We start from the raw sequence: 13,840 nt of genomic DNA on the forward strand, positions 1-13,840 counted from the left end.
TCGCTCCGGGGCTCGGTTCGCACAGCGCCCGGCGGCATGATGAGGCGGACCGTCCGCTTCCAGTGGGCGGTCCGCCGTCCTGCGCCCCCACGCCCGGGAGTCACACCCTTGTCTGCAGAGCCCTCCCCCCAGTGCTCCGCCGCGCCCGTCGCGGCGGGGTTCCCGGCGACCGCCGGGTCCCCGCGGATCTCCGTGGCCGTCGTCGGCGCGGGCCCGCGCGGCACGAGCGTCCTGGAGCGCCTCTGCGCGTCCGCCCCCGAGCTGCTCGCGCCGGGTGCGCGGCTGACGGTCCATGTCGTCGACCCGTCACCCCCCGGCCCCGGCCGGGTCTGGCGCACCGCCCAGTCGCCGCATCTGCTGATGAACACCGTGGCCTCGCAGGTGACCCTGTTCACCGACGAGAGCGTGGACTGCTCGGGGCCGATCCGGCCGGGGCCGAGCCTGCACACGTGGGCGGACGGCGAACTGGGGCCGGACGCGTATCCGACCCGCACCCAGTACGGGCGCTATCTGGAATGGGTGTTCGGCGAGGTGGTGCGCGGGGCGCCGCCCGAGGTGCGGGTCGAGGTGCACGCGGCCCGGGCGCTGGGGCTCACCGACGGCCCGGGCGGCCGTCAGACGCTGACCCTGTCCGGCGGCCGCACACTCACGGGCCTGGCCGCCGTGGTGCTCGCCCAGGGGCATCTGCCGGTACGCCCGGACGCGGCGCAGCAGCGACTCTCCGCGTACGCGGTGCGGCACGGCCTGGTGCACGTCCCCCCGGCCAATCCCGCCGACGTCGACCTCTCGTCCCTCGCGCCGGGCGAGCCGGTCCTGCTGCGGGGGCTCGGACTCAACTTTTTCGATCACATGGCCCTGTTGACCGAGGGCCGCGGCGGGCGCTTCGTGGGGGCGGGCGCGAGGCTGCGCTATGTGCGGTCGGGCGACGAACCGCGGGTGTACGCCGGTTCGCGGCGCGGCGTCCCCTACCAGGCGCGCGGGGACAACGCGAAGGGCCCGTACGGGCGGCACGTTCCGCTCGTCCTGACGGACGAGGTGATCGGGGGGTTCCGCAAGCGGGCGGACTCCGGTGACGCTCCGGACTTCCTGCGGGAGATATGGCCGTTGGTCGCCAAGGAGGTCGAGACGGTCTACTACGAGCGGCTGCTGGCGCCCTCGGGGCGGGCCGGCACCTTCCGGGAGCGCTTCCTGGCCGTCGCCCATCGCACGGACGAAGAGGCCGCCGTGCTCGGCGCGTTCGGGATCGGGGAGGCGGAGCGCTGGTCCTGGGACCGTGTCGCGCGCCCGCACACGGGACGGGAGTTCGCCGGGCGCGCGGACTGGCGGGAGTGGCTGCTGGACCATCTGCGCGAGGACGCCGCGCAGGCCGCGCTCGGCAACGTGGCCGGCCCGCTCAAGGCGGCGCTGGACGTGCTGCGGGACCTGCGCAACGAGCTGCGGCGGATCGTGGACCACCGCGGTCTGCCGGGAGAGTCGCGCCGGTCCCATCTGGACCGCTGGTACACGCCGTTGAACGCGTTCCTCTCCATCGGTCCGCCCCGCCGCCGGGTCGAGGAGCTGGCCGCGCTGATCGAGGCGGGTGTCGTGGAGGTGCTCGGTCCGCGGCTCGACGTCCGGGCGGAGGACGGAGCGTGGGTGGCGCACTCACCCGACGTGCCGGGCTCGGGTGTCCGCGTGACGGCGCTGGTGGAGGCGCGGCTACCGGAACCGGATGTGCGCCGGACCGGCGACGAACTTCTGGCCCGGCTGCTGAAGACGGGAGCGTGCCGCCCGCACACGGTGGACGGCTACGAGACCGGCGGTCTGGACGTGACCGAGCGGCCGTATCGCCTGATGGATCGTCAGGGCCGGTCGCATGCACGGCGGTTCGCGTTCGGCGTGCCCACGGAAGGGGTGCACTGGGTGACCGCGGCGGGCGCGAGACCCGGAGTGGATTCGGTCACGCTCTCGGACGCCGACGCGGTGGCGCGAGCCGCGCTACGTGCGGCGACGGCCGAAGCGGAACCGGAAACGGAGGCCGCGCCGTGGCCGAATGTTGAACTTGCAAGCATAGATTAGGCTCACCTAACGTAGGTGGCTCACTCGGTTCCGTCCCCACGGTCCGGCCCGCTGCGGCCCGGATCAGACCGAAGGAGTTCCCCACATGACCGGACGCCTCAACAGCGCCCAGCCGTACGCCATAGCCCTGTTCCGCATCGTCGTCGGCCTGCTCTTCGCCGTGCACGGCACCGCCTCGCTCTTCGGCGTGCTCGGCGGCGCGGCGGGCACCGACGGAGGCACCGTCGACGCGGGCACCTGGCCCGGCTGGTACGCCGCCGTCATCCAGCTCGTCGCCGGCGCTCTCGTCCTCCTCGGACTCGGCACCCGCGCCGCCGCCTTCGTCGCCTCGGGCTCGATGGCGTTCGCCTACTTCGACGTGCACCAGTCGGCCGCCCTGTGGCCGATCCAGAACGGGGGCGAACTCTCCGCCCTGTTCTGCTGGGCCATGCTCCTGCTCGTCTTCACCGGCTCCGGCGCGCTCGGCCTCGACCGGCTGCTCACCGCCCGTACCCCCGCAGCCGCCGAGGAGCAGCGGGCCGCGGAGCCCGTCACCGCCTGACCGACCCACGAGCATCGCTCCCGCACCGCACGACAGCGCCCGCCCCCGGTCACGGGAGGCGGGCGCCGCCGCGTCCGGACGTGACCGGAGCGTGCGGGACCGTGAACGTGATGTGACCGACACATGCGGCCCCCGTGGATCTCCGGCCCCGCCCGCGGCGTACGCTGTATGGCTGTACTGGCCGCCCCTGCCGCTCCCCGCGACGTCGCGGCACGGTCCGTGCCTACGGGGGATTCCGGGGGAGTGTTTCGGTGCTGGAGAGTGTGGGGTCGCTGACGGGCAGCCCATGGATCTACGCGGCGGTCGCCGTGTCCGTCGTCCTTGATGTGTTCCTGCCGGTGCTGCCGAGCGGGGTGCTGGTGATCACCGCGGCAACGGCCGCGGCGGGCTCCGCCACCGGCGCCGTCCCGCACGCCGTCCCCGACCTGCTGGTGCTGACCCTCTGCGCGGCCACGGCGTCGGTGCTCGGCGACCTGGTGGCGTTCCGCCTCGCCTGGCGCGGCGGCGAGCGCCTGGACCGCGCGATCGCCCGCTCGCGCCGCCTCACACAGGCGCAGGAACGTCTCGGCGACGTCCTGGCGCGCGGCGGCGGGGCACGCGGGGTGCTCGTGGTCGTCGCCCGTTTCGCACCGGCCGGGCGCTCGGTCGTCTCGCTCGGCGCCGGCGCGGCGCACCGCCGGGTCCGCGAGTTCCTGCCCTGGTCGGTGCTCGCCGGCGTCGCGTGGGCGGGCTACAGCGTGGGGCTCGGCTACTTCGGCGGCCAGTGGCTGGGCGCCACCTGGCTCGCGACGGGCGTGTCCTTCGGAGCGCTGTTCATCGCCGGGGCGGGCGCCGCCTACCTCGTGCGCAAGCCGGCCGTACGCGAGCAGGGCACCGGCGCCTGAGCGTCCGGCACGCTATCCGGCGCGCCGGGCCGGCACGCCCCGTACCTCCAGGGTTTCGAGGAGGTCGGCGGTCGCGGCGGCGACGGCCTCGACGGCCCGGTCGAAGGCCTCCTGGTTGTGGGCGGCCGGGGCGCGGAACCCGGAGACCTTGCGCACGTACTGCAGAGCGGCGGCGCGGATCTCCTCGTCGGTCGCTTCCTCGGGGATCGACGGCGGACGGAGTGTCTTGATGCTGCGGCACATGAGTCCAGTGTCGCGCGGCCGGCGCGATCGCGGGGCCCTCTGCGTAAACCCGCAGGCCCGGGGAGTGCGGGACCCGCGGAGCCGGGAATAGGGCCGCCGGTCGCGCGGATTGTGCTGATCATGGCCCGACGGCTTTCGGCGGGTCCCGTTCGGAGGATCGAGGACGTATGGCGAACGACCGGCTGACCGTGGCGGTACTGGGTCCGGGAGGGGTCGGCGGGCTCCTCGCGGCGGTGCTGGCCCGCGCGGGCCACCGGGTGGTCTGCCTGGCCGGGGAGGACACCGCGCGCGCCCTGGCCGCCGACGGCATCGAGGTGCGGAGCGGCCTGTTCGGGGACTTCACGGCCCGGGTGTCCGCGGACACCGGGCTGCGGGAGCCTGTCGACGCGCTGCTCATCGCGGTCAAGGCGACTTCCCTGGACGCCGCCCTGGAGCGGGTCCCGGCGAAGGTGCTGGGCGAGGACGCCCTGATCGTGCCGTTCCTGAACGGCGTCGAGCACCCCGCCCTGCTCCGCGAGCGCTACCGCCCCGAGCAGGTGGCCCCCGCGGTGATCCGGGTGGAGTCGACGCGGACCGCGCCGGGCGTGATCGAGCACGGCAGTCCGTTCGCCGACGTCGATCTGACCGCCGAGACGGCGTCCCGCCCCCGGGTCGACGCGCTCGCCGCCGCGCTGGCGGAGGCCGGGGTGGGCGTCCGGGGCGAGGACCAGGAGGCGGCGACGCTGTGGGCGAAGATGTCGTTCCTCGCGCCGTTCGCGCTGCTGACGACGCGGTACGGCCTCCCGCTGGGTGACGTACGCACCCAGCACCGCGACGAGTTGACCGCGCTGGTCGAGGAGACCGCGGCGGTCAGCCGGGCGTCCGGCGCCCCGGTCGATCCGGCGGCCGCGCTGGCCCGCTACGACGCGTTCCCGCCGGGCGCCAAGTCGTCGATGCAGCGTGACGCGGAGACCGGCCGCACCCTCGAACTCGACGCCATCGGCGGCGCGTTGCTGCGGGCGGCGGACCGCGCCGGGGTGCCGGTGCCGGTGGCTTCCGCTCTCGTGCGGGACCTGACGCCCTCCTCCGGCTGAACCGCACGCCCTCCCCCACCTACCCGTGCCGTGGCTGGAGTTCGCGAACTCCGGTCACGGCCCGGGTGGTTGGGGTTTTCCCCGCTCAGACGCGGGACTTGTCGAGGACCTCGAGGATCTCGTCGGTGGTGCCGGTCTCGCCGAGGCGCGGGAAGATCCGCTCGACGCTGTTGCGGTGCGTCTCCGCGTCGAGGTCGGTCATCGCGTCGGTGGCCAGGGTGACGTGGTAGCCGTGCTCGTGCGCGGCACGGGCGGAGGACTCCACGCCGATGCTGGTGGCGATGCCGGTCAGCACGATCTGGGTGATCCCGCGGCGGCGCAGCTGCAGGTCGAGGTCGGTGCCGTAGAACGCGCCCCAGTTCCGCTTGGTGACGGTGATGTCCTCGGGGTGCCCCGCCAGGTCGTCGACGATGACGTCCCAGCCCTCGGGGAAGCTGCGACCCCGGCTCGCTCCGTCGGTGCGTCCGCTCACCGCGTCCGCGCCGTCGGCTGCGGCGGTGACCCGGACGAGGACGACCGGCAGGCCGTGGCCGCGGAAGGCGTCCGCGAGACGCACGGACCGCTCGACGACGTCGGCGGCGGGGTGCGGGCCGACGCCCGGGTTGCCGACGATGCCGTTCTGCAGGTCGATGACGACGAGCGCGGTGCGGGGGTCGATGGTGGTGACTGCCATGGTCAGGCCTTTCGGGGGGTGAGGGTGCCAAGTGACCGGTCGATCACGGTGACCGCCAGGAGCAGCACTGCTCCGGCGAGCATGAAAAGGGACAGGTGGTGCAGGCCGCCGGTGTCGGCGCCGTGCCGGAAGAAGGCCGCGTCGGCCGCGGAGGCGGCCATCGCGCCGAGGTACATGAAGGTGCGCAGCAGGCCCGCGGCGGAGCCGATCCGGGCGGGGTCGGCCTGCCGGTAGAGGGCGTTCTGGTTGGCCAGGCCATTGAGGCCCTGCGGGACGCCCATGAGGGCACCGACCGCCGCCAGCAGCCACATCGCGCTGCCCGCCTGGAGGGTCAGCATCGCCGCGCATCCGGCGATCTGGACGAGACTGCCGACCACCAGCTTGCCGCGCACGGCCTCCCGTCGTCCGGTGACCGCGGAGACGAGCAGTCCGGTCAGCGACAGCGGCAGCAGGACGAGTCCGGCGGCCGCCGCGTGCAGTCCGTGCCCCTCCTCCAGCCACTGGGTGAACCCGTACAGGAAGGCGTACGCGGTGGTGTAGCTGAGGAACTGGCGCAGGAAGGTGGCCAGCAGGGGTCCGTTGCCGCCGAGGACCCGCAGGTCGATGAAGGGTTCGGGGACCCGGAGTTCCCGGCGCGCGAAGGCGGCGCCGGCGAGGAGGGCGAGGACCGGCAGGTACCAGTCCTCGGCCCGCGGTTTCATCAGGAACACCATGAGCGCGACGAGCAGGGCGGCGAAGAGGGCCATGCCGGGAAGGTCGATGCCGCGCGCGGCGGGAACGGGCACGCCCTCCGCGTCCGCCGCACGGTCGGCACCCCTGGCACCCTTGGCGATCTTGGTGGCCTTGGGCAGCCGGAGGGCGCCGAGGACCAGACAGGCCAGCGACAGCGGCACGTTGACGAGGAAGATGGTGCGCCAGCCGCCCAGGCCGATGAGCAGCCCGCCGAGGGTGGGGCCGATCACGGAGACGGTCTGCGCGGAGACCGCGAGCGCCGTGAGCACGCCGGCCGGACTGTCCCGTCCGGTGCGTTCGGCCTCGCTGCGGGTGAGGTGCATCGCGGCGGGATACGCGGCCGACGTGCCGAATCCGAGGAGGACCCGGGCGGCGACCAGCGCGCCGAGGTCCGGGGCGACGGAGCCGAGCAGCCCGGCGACGCCCACCATGGCCGTACCGATGAGATACAGGCGGCGCGGCCCGAACATGTCGACGAGCCGTCCGATGACCGGTTGCCCGACGGCGGTGGCGAGGTAGAGGCCGGAGACCAGCCACGCGGTCTGCGAGGGCGGAGCGCCGAGCGCGCTGCCGATCGGCACCAACGCCACCGCGATCATGGAGGAGTTGACCGGGTTCAGTACGGAGCCGAGGACCATCGGCGCGATCAGCCGGCGGTCGAACCGGTCGGGCGGCCCGCCGTCGCCGGCCGGGGTGAAGCGCTGCTGGAACCGCGCGCGGAGCGTGGGTATCACGTGCGGGTCAGCCGTTCCAGCAGGGCCATCGCCGCGATGACCGTCTGCCGCTCCTCCTCCGTGCAGCGCTCCTCGAAGGCATGGGCGAGCCAGGCGGAGCGGGCCTCCCGGGTGCCTTCGACGCGCTCGCGCCCCGCCTCGGTGAGGGTGATCAGCTGCCGCCGGCCGTCGCCGGGGTCCGGGTTGCGCTGGATGAGGCCGTACTGGTCGAGGGCGGCGAGGGTCGCGGCCATCGACTGGGGCCGGACTCCCTCCGTCGCCGCGAGCGCGCTGGCGGTGGCGGCACCGCTCTTGCTCACGAGGGTGAGCGCGGAGACCTGGGAGGGCGTGAGATCCTGCTTCTCGGAGACCTCCCGGATCCGCCGCCGGAGAAGGCTGAACGCGACCCGCAGATCCTGCGCGGCGCGGGCGGCGGAGTCCGAGACGCCCGGGTCGTACGGAGGAGTGCTGTCCTGAGCCATTCCGCCACCGTAAATTAATCAGTCCAGACTGTCCAGTTCCACCTGCGCAGCCTGCCTGCATACTCACCCGCTTCCCGCTTTCCCCCAGGTCAGCGAGATACGGAACACCCGTTCGCGTGAACTCCCGTAAGAAACTCGCCCCATAAAATCGAACAGACGTATCATTGGCGCGTGGCTGAGACCTACGACTTTCCGAGTGACCTCCTGGCCGGTCAGGAGGAGCTGCATCAGGTCCGGGCCGAGCTGCTGGCCCTGCTGAAACGACTCCCCTGGTCGGTCGAACCGCTGGACGGCTTCAGCGACACCGGCGGCTGGCGCAAGGTGGAACGCCCCGCCTCCCCCGGCTGGAGCCCCGACGAACAGGCCGAGGTCGAGAAGCTCCGCCAGCGCGAACTCGAACTCGCCGTGTTCGTCTCCGGACACCGCTACTGGTCGGAGGTCGCGCCACCGGCGAAGGTGGAGGCGCGGATGAGCCTGAAGCGCGCGGGGGACGGGGTGGCGCCGGTCTGACCCGGCCCCGCCTCGTCACCGCACGGGCCCGGATCCCCGCCGTACACCCGGCAGGTCCGGGCCTCGCGCGTCTCCGGGGGCGAGGTGGGCGGGCTGCGGGGCTCGCGGGTCACCGCCGTCCCGCCGGCGGCCGGAGGGCAGACGTCTGCGGCGGCCTCCACGCGCGCGGTGCGGCAGTTGGGCGAACTCGCCTCGACGCGCGACCAGTTGGGGCCGAGCTCCACGGCCGACACGACCCGGCCAGGCGAGGCGGGGCCTCGACGCGCTCGACCTGTGTCCATGGCTGATGTACTCGGGCGGAGCTGAGTATCTGCGCTCTGGCCGGTGAACCGATGATCGGAAACTCTGGGGCCATGCCTCAAAGATCACTGAAACCTGTTCCCCAGCTCGTGTCGATGCTCCTGCTGGCCGCGCTGTCGGTCGCGTTGTGGGCAGCCTGGCTGGGCTGGGACCAGCACCGCGACGTGCACCCCGACGGCTCGACGACGGGCCCGTACGAGGCGTGGCAGGTGATCGGCCTGGTGCTGACGCTGCTGCCACCCGTGTTCTGGGCAGTGTCCCGGCACTACGTCGCGGGCGCCGTGGCCGGCACCACGGCCGGCCTCACCCTTGCCGCCGGTTACGACTGGTCGGACGACTCCAGCGGCCTCTTCATGGTCGGCGTGGTGCTGGTGATGATGGGAAGCCTCGCCGTGACCGCCGCCGTCTCCGCGGTCGTCCCGGCGCTACGACGCCGCGACCGGCCCGCGGAACACTGACGTCCGGCACGCCCTGGGACACCTCGCTACGACCTGACCCACACCTCGCACAGCCCGGCGCAACGCACCGCAGCGTGGCGTGGCGTGGCACGGTACGGCGTGGCGCGGCAAAGGTACGGCGTGGCGTGGCGCCCATGGTGCGGGCCCTCGCGGGAACCCTTTCCACCGTCCCGACGGTGGGTTGGTACACCCGGATGCCCCTGGCCTGAGGCACGATCCGAATTCTTCGGAACTCGGCAGTCTGCGGATGTCGAGAACGTGCCACCGGCTCCGTCCCAGGGACATCAGCAGCCACCACCGGCCGCAGCAGGAAGAAGGAGAGACCAGCATGGCGATTCAGCGGATGGACAACGTCGGCATCGTCGTCGAGGACCTGGACGCCGCCGTCGCGTTCTTCGTGGAACTCGGTATGGAGCTGGAGGGCAGGGCGACGGTCGAGGGCCTCGTCGCCGACCAGTGCACCGGACTCGACGGCGTCCGCTGCGACATCGCGATGGTCCGGACCCCGGACGGACACAGCCGCCTCGAACTGGCGAAGTACCGCAGCCCGCTGGCAACCAGTGCCGGACCGCGCAACCCACCGCACAACATCCTGGGCACGCACCGCGTCATGTTCGCCGTCGACGACATCGAGGACACCGTCGCCCGCCTGCGCCCCCACGGCGCCGAACTCGTCGGCGAGATCGCCCGCTTCGAGAACAGCTACCTGCTCTGCTACGTCCGCGGCCCGGAGGGCATCATCGTCGGCTTGGCGGAGCAACTGAACTGAACCGGGGCGACGGCCCGTCCAGCACCAGCCGCTCTGCACACGAGGCCATTGCCATCCAGGCGCGAGACGGCCACGCACACGACTCGACTGACGACGCGGCACCTGCACAGCGACGGGATCGGGGACGGAGACATGCCGCTACCACTTTCGCCACTGATCCGTGATCTCGTACCGCCCGAGTCCGTGAGGGGTGGTCAGTGCGACGACGTCAACGCCGTGCTCGGTGAGTGAGTGGTCGATGTAGTGGCAAAGTTGCTCGCGCTCGTCGGTTTCGAAGGCGGCTCCGCCGTGGACTTCGTTCACGGCATTCAGGGCCAGGACGACGCGTTCCACCGCGGCGAAGACCGTCTCGTCACAAGCTCCGTCCAGGTCGGGCAACTCGCGCTCGAAGGTGTCGAGGACCTCATCTGTCGCAAGTCAGAAGTGTCTCGGGGAACAGCCCAGCCATGGAGGCACACTCGGGATCCAGGGTGCCGGCGGCAAGCGCCTCGGCTTCCTCGGCCATGCCGTGACGCCAGCTCGTAGTCGGTCTCTCAGCCATGGGGCGGGACCGTACAGGTCGGGACTGACAACGAAGACTGCGTCACGCTGACCGGGGAAGCGACGGGCGGCAGGCAGCCCGCGCGATCCCTGCGACGTCGGGAAGTTCGGACGGTCGGACAGGCGACTCACTTCCACCAGACGTGTTGGTTGGAGCAGCCCCAGACCAAACGGCAGGTTCGACGGTCGTCCTCCTCGCAGTGGCAATGCGCCATCGCGCCAACTTTCAACGGGCCACCGCGTCGGGGACAGGTTGGCACGGACTCGGACGGCATGCCTGCAACGTACCGTTTACTCCGGTCACGCCTCGGAACTGCGTACCTTTGCTCGCACAAATTCTCGGCAGGCGACGTGATCGTTCTGGCACGATCTCTCCATGGGAAACACCTGTGCGTGGCCGGTGTTGCGCACCGCAGATCTGACAGATGCGCTGACGCTTGCGGAGAAGTTGCTTGCGATTGCGTTCTGGTACAGGCCGGAAGCCTGCTTTCTTGACGCCCAGGCACACGATGACGACGTGCTCCGCCGTCTGACAGAGACTCTTCCTGGAGCAAATGTCAGTTTTTACGGGGAAGAACGTACGGCCCTGCCCGCGAACGTGAGCCTACGCGTGTCGGATCTGGCGCAGGCAGGCCACGCCTTCACTGCGTGGGCACGCATCACCAGGTGCTACGTCCTGTGGCACGACCTGAAGTGGCCGGCGATTCCGGAGCTCGGGCTGGACGAGGAGTACAAGTACGCCGAATTGCAGATCGCGAGCAACAGCCACACGATCCACTGCGAAGAATGGGCAGTCGAGCACACCGTCTTCGTTCATGCCCGACCCGGCCACGACGCGCGAGCTGCTTGGCTGGCAGCGCAGGTTGGTGCCCGAGTTGTCGGGCCCGCCGAGGATGGGTGGTAGGTGTTCGCCCGCCGGATCGCCAGGCATCGGCCGTCCTCACCGATCACCACCCCCGGCTACGGACACTGAAGTGGCCCCCGCGCGACTCATCTGGCACGCAAGGGGCACCCCAGCCCCGGCAACCCCGGCAACCGAAAAAGATCAAGGCCCAGGCATCCGGCTTCACACCGGCTGACCTGGGCCTTGTTCGTGTCCTGGGACTGGTGGGCGCGGACGGTTTCGAACCGCCGACATCCGCCTTGTAAGGGCTTCAGTCCTGGGCGCCTGTGGTTCCGAGTGGTTCCGATCTGCACCGAGTGGAGCGAGCCCCTTTCCAGGCTCCGAAATCTGGTGGCTCCGAGTGGTGTCGAGAGGCTTCGAGGGGACCATGTGGACTCTGCGTGGACTCCGGCCCTCAACGGTCACTCCACGGCCCGGAGTCCACTAACCGGCGGCTCGCCCCTGGTCAGGGCGTCCCGCACGTTCTCTCGCGCACCCTCGCTCTCGTGCGTGTAGATCCACGTCACTTTGCCCCCGCGCTTCTGGCCGAGGAAGCGCTGAGCGTCGACTTCTTTGACGCCCGCGTGGTGCAGGCGGCTGGTGACGTCGTGCCGGTACTCGTACGGCCTTGGCCACCACTCCGGCCGCCCCGTCTCCGGATCCGTCACCATTCGCGCGACACCGGCCTGCACGCAGGCACGTCGCCAGGGGCGACGAATGTTGTTGATGTTCAACGCTGCGCCGCGAGGCCCGCGGAAGATGAGCTCCTTCACCTGGACGTCAGTGCCGTCGCCGATGGCGGAGCGCGTCTTCACCGGCTTCCACCGCTCGACCATCCATTGCACCGCGTCCCACGCGGTCGGCGTGAGCGGCACCGCGCGGTACCCGGCCTCGGTCTTCGGCTTGGCCTGACGGACCAGGCGGCCGCCGTCGCTGATGAGGATTTCCTTGATGTACAGGACGCGTTCGTCCTCGTCGAGGCAGTGCAGCCGTGCGCCGGCCACCTCGCCGGGGCGCATGGCCGTCTCGTAGGCGAAGTCCCGGAAGATGCGCTGGTAGTACTCCGGCAACGCGGCGTGGATCAGGTCGTACTGCGCAGCCGTCGGCGGCTTCACGTCGTCGGGATGCTTCACCGGCTTGGTCGCCGTCATCGTCAGGTGTGTCGCCGGGTTGGTGGTGATCCGCTCGCCGTCTTTGATGGCCGCGTCGAGCAGTGCGAAGAGCAGCTCCTTCGTCTTCTTCTGCGTCTCCCAGCCCTTCACGCTGGCGGTCAGCCACTTCTGCAGTGCCATGTACTCGAGTTTGTTGAGGGGGTAGTCCCCCCACTGGGGCTTGATGTGCTTGCGCCAGAGGCCGAGCTTGCGGTTCCGGGTGGTGGTGGTGACCTTCTTCTGCTCAACCTCCCAGAACTCTTCCCACCACGCGGCGAGCGTGATCTTGCCGCGCTCCGGGTTCCGGTACGTCCGCTCGCGGACCTCTGTCCGGACCTTGTCGAGGAAAGCTTCGGCCGCCTTCTTCCCGCCGTCCTCAATGGCGTAGTTCCTCGCCTTCTGCTTCCCGGCGGGGTCCCGGTAGCGGGCCTGCCAGGACCCGATGCAGTCGCGGCGCCCGCGCCGCTCGCCGTACTCCGCCGGCGGGAACTCGGCCAGGCAGAGGGCGCATCCGCAGAGCTTGCTGCGGATCTGTCGAGGGTTGTTCTGTGCCCTACGCGGCATCTTGCGCCTCCGCGATGGACGTTGGGGCGTTGGGGCTACGCTCCATGCTTGATCACCTGCTCGTTACGTCGCTGTTGGGGTACGCGAGGGAGCAGGTTCACCGGCTCCCCGCACCAGCAGACTGCACCCAATTCGGGCTGCACCACGGCGAGTTGAGCAAGAACGGCCCGAACGGCTGTGACCGTATGTACGCGGCTGACAGAGGCGGGCAGCGTAATGGTGCGCGTCGAAGGATCGAACAGGCGGGGCGTAGCACGCGAAGAGAATCGGACGCGGACGCACATAGATACCCCCGGGATCGCAGGTAGATCGGGACCTGGAGCCGAAGGGGGAGGGCATCGGCCGTGCGATCGACCGTACCCCCAAGTGGTGGATTTTTCGACCAGTGGGAAGCGTGTTGTTGATCGGATCTAACGGTGAGTGACGGGATCCGTTTTACGGAGACCTACGAGCCAGCCAGATGGTTGTACGGCTCAGCGATTTGAGCGATTCGAGTCTCGCACCGCGCGCATCTGGATCTCGAAGCTCTCCTGTTGATCCTCGGTGAGCCCCCTCATGACCTCGAGGAGGCGCTCTTCCCGATCAGGGCTCAGCGGGCCGGGCACTTTCCGGCCGGCGGCGTCAGACAGGCGCTTGGCCGAGTACTTAGGGAAGGCTTGCGCGAGGCGAGCGATGGCCTCGTCGCGAGGCACGCGCTTGCGGTGCACCCAGGTGTTGACGGTAGCTGGGGAGACGTTAATCCTTCGCGCGATCTCGCTGTCGCTGACCTGGTACTCAGCCTTGAGTGCTGCGAGAGCCTGCGCGAAGTCCTCGACGGGGGGATTGTCCTCGGTCTCCACGCGCCCAAGATTGCCCTGTCGCTTCTACTTTAGGCAAGCGAAAGTAGAAGCGTGGCGCAAAGCCGTGCAGCGCGCGACCTCCCCGTCACGCGCCGTATTACCTAGTCATATGTCGAAGGCTCAACCACCCTAGAACACGCTTTCGATCAATGCACCCCACTGCGACGTCTCGGCATTTCTCGGCACCGCTCGTTGACAGGCTTCAACTTCAACTGTAGAAATGGCGCATCATCCCGGAAGCGGGGAGAACTCAGACACCACCTGGCACGGGGTACACATGCCGAAACTCCACCGCAAGGGCGAAGGCAGGCCACTCAGAGAGGCCATGGAGCGGGCGGGACTCACAGGTCCGGAGCTCGCCGAGGCCACGAAGGAAGTGGATCCGACCGGCAAGGGCATCAGCCCAGCGACGGTCGGCCGCCTCGCC

At 70.6% G+C, this 13,840-nt stretch carries 15 protein-coding genes; 8 read left to right on the forward strand and 7 right to left on the reverse strand.

Annotation, left to right across the window (positions count from 1 at the left end; all coding sequences use genetic code 11):
• The first annotated feature begins 39 nt into the window (after window positions 1-39).
• From B0675_RS01965 to B0675_RS01975, 3 genes are all read left to right on the forward strand, one after another.
• A complete protein-coding gene (locus B0675_RS01965; RefSeq protein ID WP_081221537.1) occupies window positions 40-2,058 on the forward strand; it encodes an FAD/NAD(P)-binding protein in 2,019 nt (672 codons plus the stop codon).
• Window positions 2,059-2,143: 85 nt separating this feature from the next.
• On the forward strand, window positions 2,144-2,599 hold the full coding sequence (locus B0675_RS01970; RefSeq protein ID WP_081216995.1) for a DoxX family protein: 456 nt from the start codon (window positions 2,144-2,146) through the stop codon (window positions 2,597-2,599).
• 251 nt (window positions 2,600-2,850) lie between these two features.
• Complete coding sequence (locus tag B0675_RS01975; protein WP_081216996.1) at window positions 2,851-3,483, forward strand: VTT domain-containing protein; 633 nt, start codon at window positions 2,851-2,853, stop codon at window positions 3,481-3,483.
• Between the two features lie 12 nt (window positions 3,484-3,495).
• On the opposite strand, the gene B0675_RS01980 is transcribed toward B0675_RS01975, so the two are convergent.
• Window positions 3,496-3,726 (reverse strand): DUF2277 domain-containing protein, encoded by a 231-nt coding sequence (locus B0675_RS01980; protein ID WP_081216997.1) that lies wholly within the window; start codon window positions 3,724-3,726, stop codon window positions 3,496-3,498.
• A 167-nt stretch (window positions 3,727-3,893) separates the two neighbouring features.
• Between B0675_RS01980 and B0675_RS01985 the strand changes: the two genes are divergently transcribed.
• The gene (locus B0675_RS01985; protein ID WP_081216998.1) at window positions 3,894-4,799 is read left to right on the forward strand and encodes a 2-dehydropantoate 2-reductase; all 906 of its coding nucleotides are present in this window, start codon (window positions 3,894-3,896) and stop codon (window positions 4,797-4,799) included.
• Between the two features lie 85 nt (window positions 4,800-4,884).
• On the opposite strand, the gene B0675_RS01990 is transcribed toward B0675_RS01985, so the two are convergent.
• From B0675_RS01990 to B0675_RS41820, 3 genes are all read right to left on the reverse strand, one after another.
• Window positions 4,885-5,472: a hydrolase gene (locus B0675_RS01990; RefSeq protein ID WP_081216999.1), complete on the reverse strand. Its 588-nt coding sequence runs from the start codon at window positions 5,470-5,472 to the stop codon at window positions 4,885-4,887.
• A gap of 2 nt (window positions 5,473-5,474) precedes the next feature.
• On the reverse strand, window positions 5,475-6,854 hold the full coding sequence (locus B0675_RS01995) for an MFS transporter (RefSeq protein ID WP_241539886.1): 1,380 nt from the start codon (window positions 6,852-6,854) through the stop codon (window positions 5,475-5,477).
• A gap of 80 nt (window positions 6,855-6,934) precedes the next feature.
• Window positions 6,935-7,399 carry a MarR family transcriptional regulator gene (locus tag B0675_RS41820; RefSeq protein WP_081217000.1) on the reverse strand — a complete coding sequence of 155 codons (465 nt, stop codon included), beginning with the start codon at window positions 7,397-7,399 and terminating at the stop codon, window positions 6,935-6,937.
• 171 nt (window positions 7,400-7,570) lie between these two features.
• On the opposite strand from B0675_RS41820, the gene B0675_RS02005 reads away from it, so the two are divergent.
• The 3 genes from B0675_RS02005 (at window position 7,571) to B0675_RS02015 (ending at window position 9,436) form a co-directional block, all read left to right on the forward strand.
• On the forward strand, window positions 7,571-7,909 hold the full coding sequence (locus B0675_RS02005) for a hypothetical protein (RefSeq protein ID WP_081217001.1): 339 nt from the start codon (window positions 7,571-7,573) through the stop codon (window positions 7,907-7,909).
• Window positions 7,910-8,262: 353 nt separating this feature from the next.
• Window positions 8,263-8,667, forward strand: a complete 405-nt coding sequence (locus B0675_RS02010) for a hypothetical protein (RefSeq protein WP_081217002.1) — start codon at window positions 8,263-8,265, stop codon at window positions 8,665-8,667.
• 328 nt (window positions 8,668-8,995) lie between these two features.
• Complete coding sequence (locus B0675_RS02015; protein ID WP_081217003.1) at window positions 8,996-9,436, forward strand: VOC family protein; 441 nt, start codon at window positions 8,996-8,998, stop codon at window positions 9,434-9,436.
• Between the two features lie 138 nt (window positions 9,437-9,574).
• Here B0675_RS02015 and B0675_RS41825 read toward each other — a convergent pair whose 3' ends face one another.
• Window positions 9,575-9,814 (reverse strand): hypothetical protein, encoded by a 240-nt coding sequence (locus B0675_RS41825; protein WP_241539674.1) that lies wholly within the window; start codon window positions 9,812-9,814, stop codon window positions 9,575-9,577.
• 538 nt (window positions 9,815-10,352) lie between these two features.
• On the opposite strand from B0675_RS41825, the gene B0675_RS02025 reads away from it, so the two are divergent.
• The gene (locus tag B0675_RS02025) at window positions 10,353-10,880 is read left to right on the forward strand and encodes a hypothetical protein (protein WP_143661045.1); all 528 of its coding nucleotides are present in this window, start codon (window positions 10,353-10,355) and stop codon (window positions 10,878-10,880) included.
• A gap of 401 nt (window positions 10,881-11,281) precedes the next feature.
• On the opposite strand, the gene B0675_RS02030 is transcribed toward B0675_RS02025, so the two are convergent.
• On the reverse strand, window positions 11,282-12,574 hold the full coding sequence (locus tag B0675_RS02030; RefSeq protein ID WP_241539675.1) for a tyrosine-type recombinase/integrase: 1,293 nt from the start codon (window positions 12,572-12,574) through the stop codon (window positions 11,282-11,284).
• 473 nt (window positions 12,575-13,047) lie between these two features.
• The gene (locus tag B0675_RS02040) at window positions 13,048-13,413 is read right to left on the reverse strand and encodes a transcriptional regulator (RefSeq protein ID WP_081217006.1); all 366 of its coding nucleotides are present in this window, start codon (window positions 13,411-13,413) and stop codon (window positions 13,048-13,050) included.
• Window positions 13,414-13,840: the final 427 nt, after the last annotated feature.

Origin of the sequence: Streptomyces sp. M41(2017) (assembly GCF_002078175.1) — a bacterium.
In the GTDB taxonomy this organism is placed as follows: Bacteria; Actinomycetota; Actinomycetes; order Streptomycetales; family Streptomycetaceae; genus Streptomyces.

Bases quoted from the DNA above. Each gene is read 5' to 3' on its own strand.
- B0675_RS02015 (WP_081217003.1), top strand. From the start codon at position 8,996: ATGGCGATTCAGCGGATGGACAACGTCGGCATCGTCGTCGAGGACCTG.
- B0675_RS02025 (WP_143661045.1), top strand. From the start codon at position 10,353: ATGGGAAACACCTGTGCGTGGCCGGTGTTGCGCACCGCAGATCTGACA.
- B0675_RS01980 (WP_081216997.1), bottom strand. From the start codon at position 3,726: ATGTGCCGCAGCATCAAGACACTCCGTCCGCCGTCGATCCCCGAGGAA.
- B0675_RS02010 (WP_081217002.1), top strand. From the start codon at position 8,263: ATGCCTCAAAGATCACTGAAACCTGTTCCCCAGCTCGTGTCGATGCTC.
- B0675_RS01970 (WP_081216995.1), top strand. From the start codon at position 2,144: ATGACCGGACGCCTCAACAGCGCCCAGCCGTACGCCATAGCCCTGTTC.
- B0675_RS01990 (WP_081216999.1), bottom strand. From the start codon at position 5,472: ATGGCAGTCACCACCATCGACCCCCGCACCGCGCTCGTCGTCATCGAC.
- B0675_RS01985 (WP_081216998.1), top strand. From the start codon at position 3,894: ATGGCGAACGACCGGCTGACCGTGGCGGTACTGGGTCCGGGAGGGGTC.
- B0675_RS02030 (WP_241539675.1), bottom strand. From the start codon at position 12,574: ATGCCGCGTAGGGCACAGAACAACCCTCGACAGATCCGCAGCAAGCTC.
- B0675_RS41820 (WP_081217000.1), bottom strand. From the start codon at position 7,399: ATGGCTCAGGACAGCACTCCTCCGTACGACCCGGGCGTCTCGGACTCC.
- B0675_RS01965 (WP_081221537.1), top strand. From the start codon at position 40: ATGAGGCGGACCGTCCGCTTCCAGTGGGCGGTCCGCCGTCCTGCGCCC.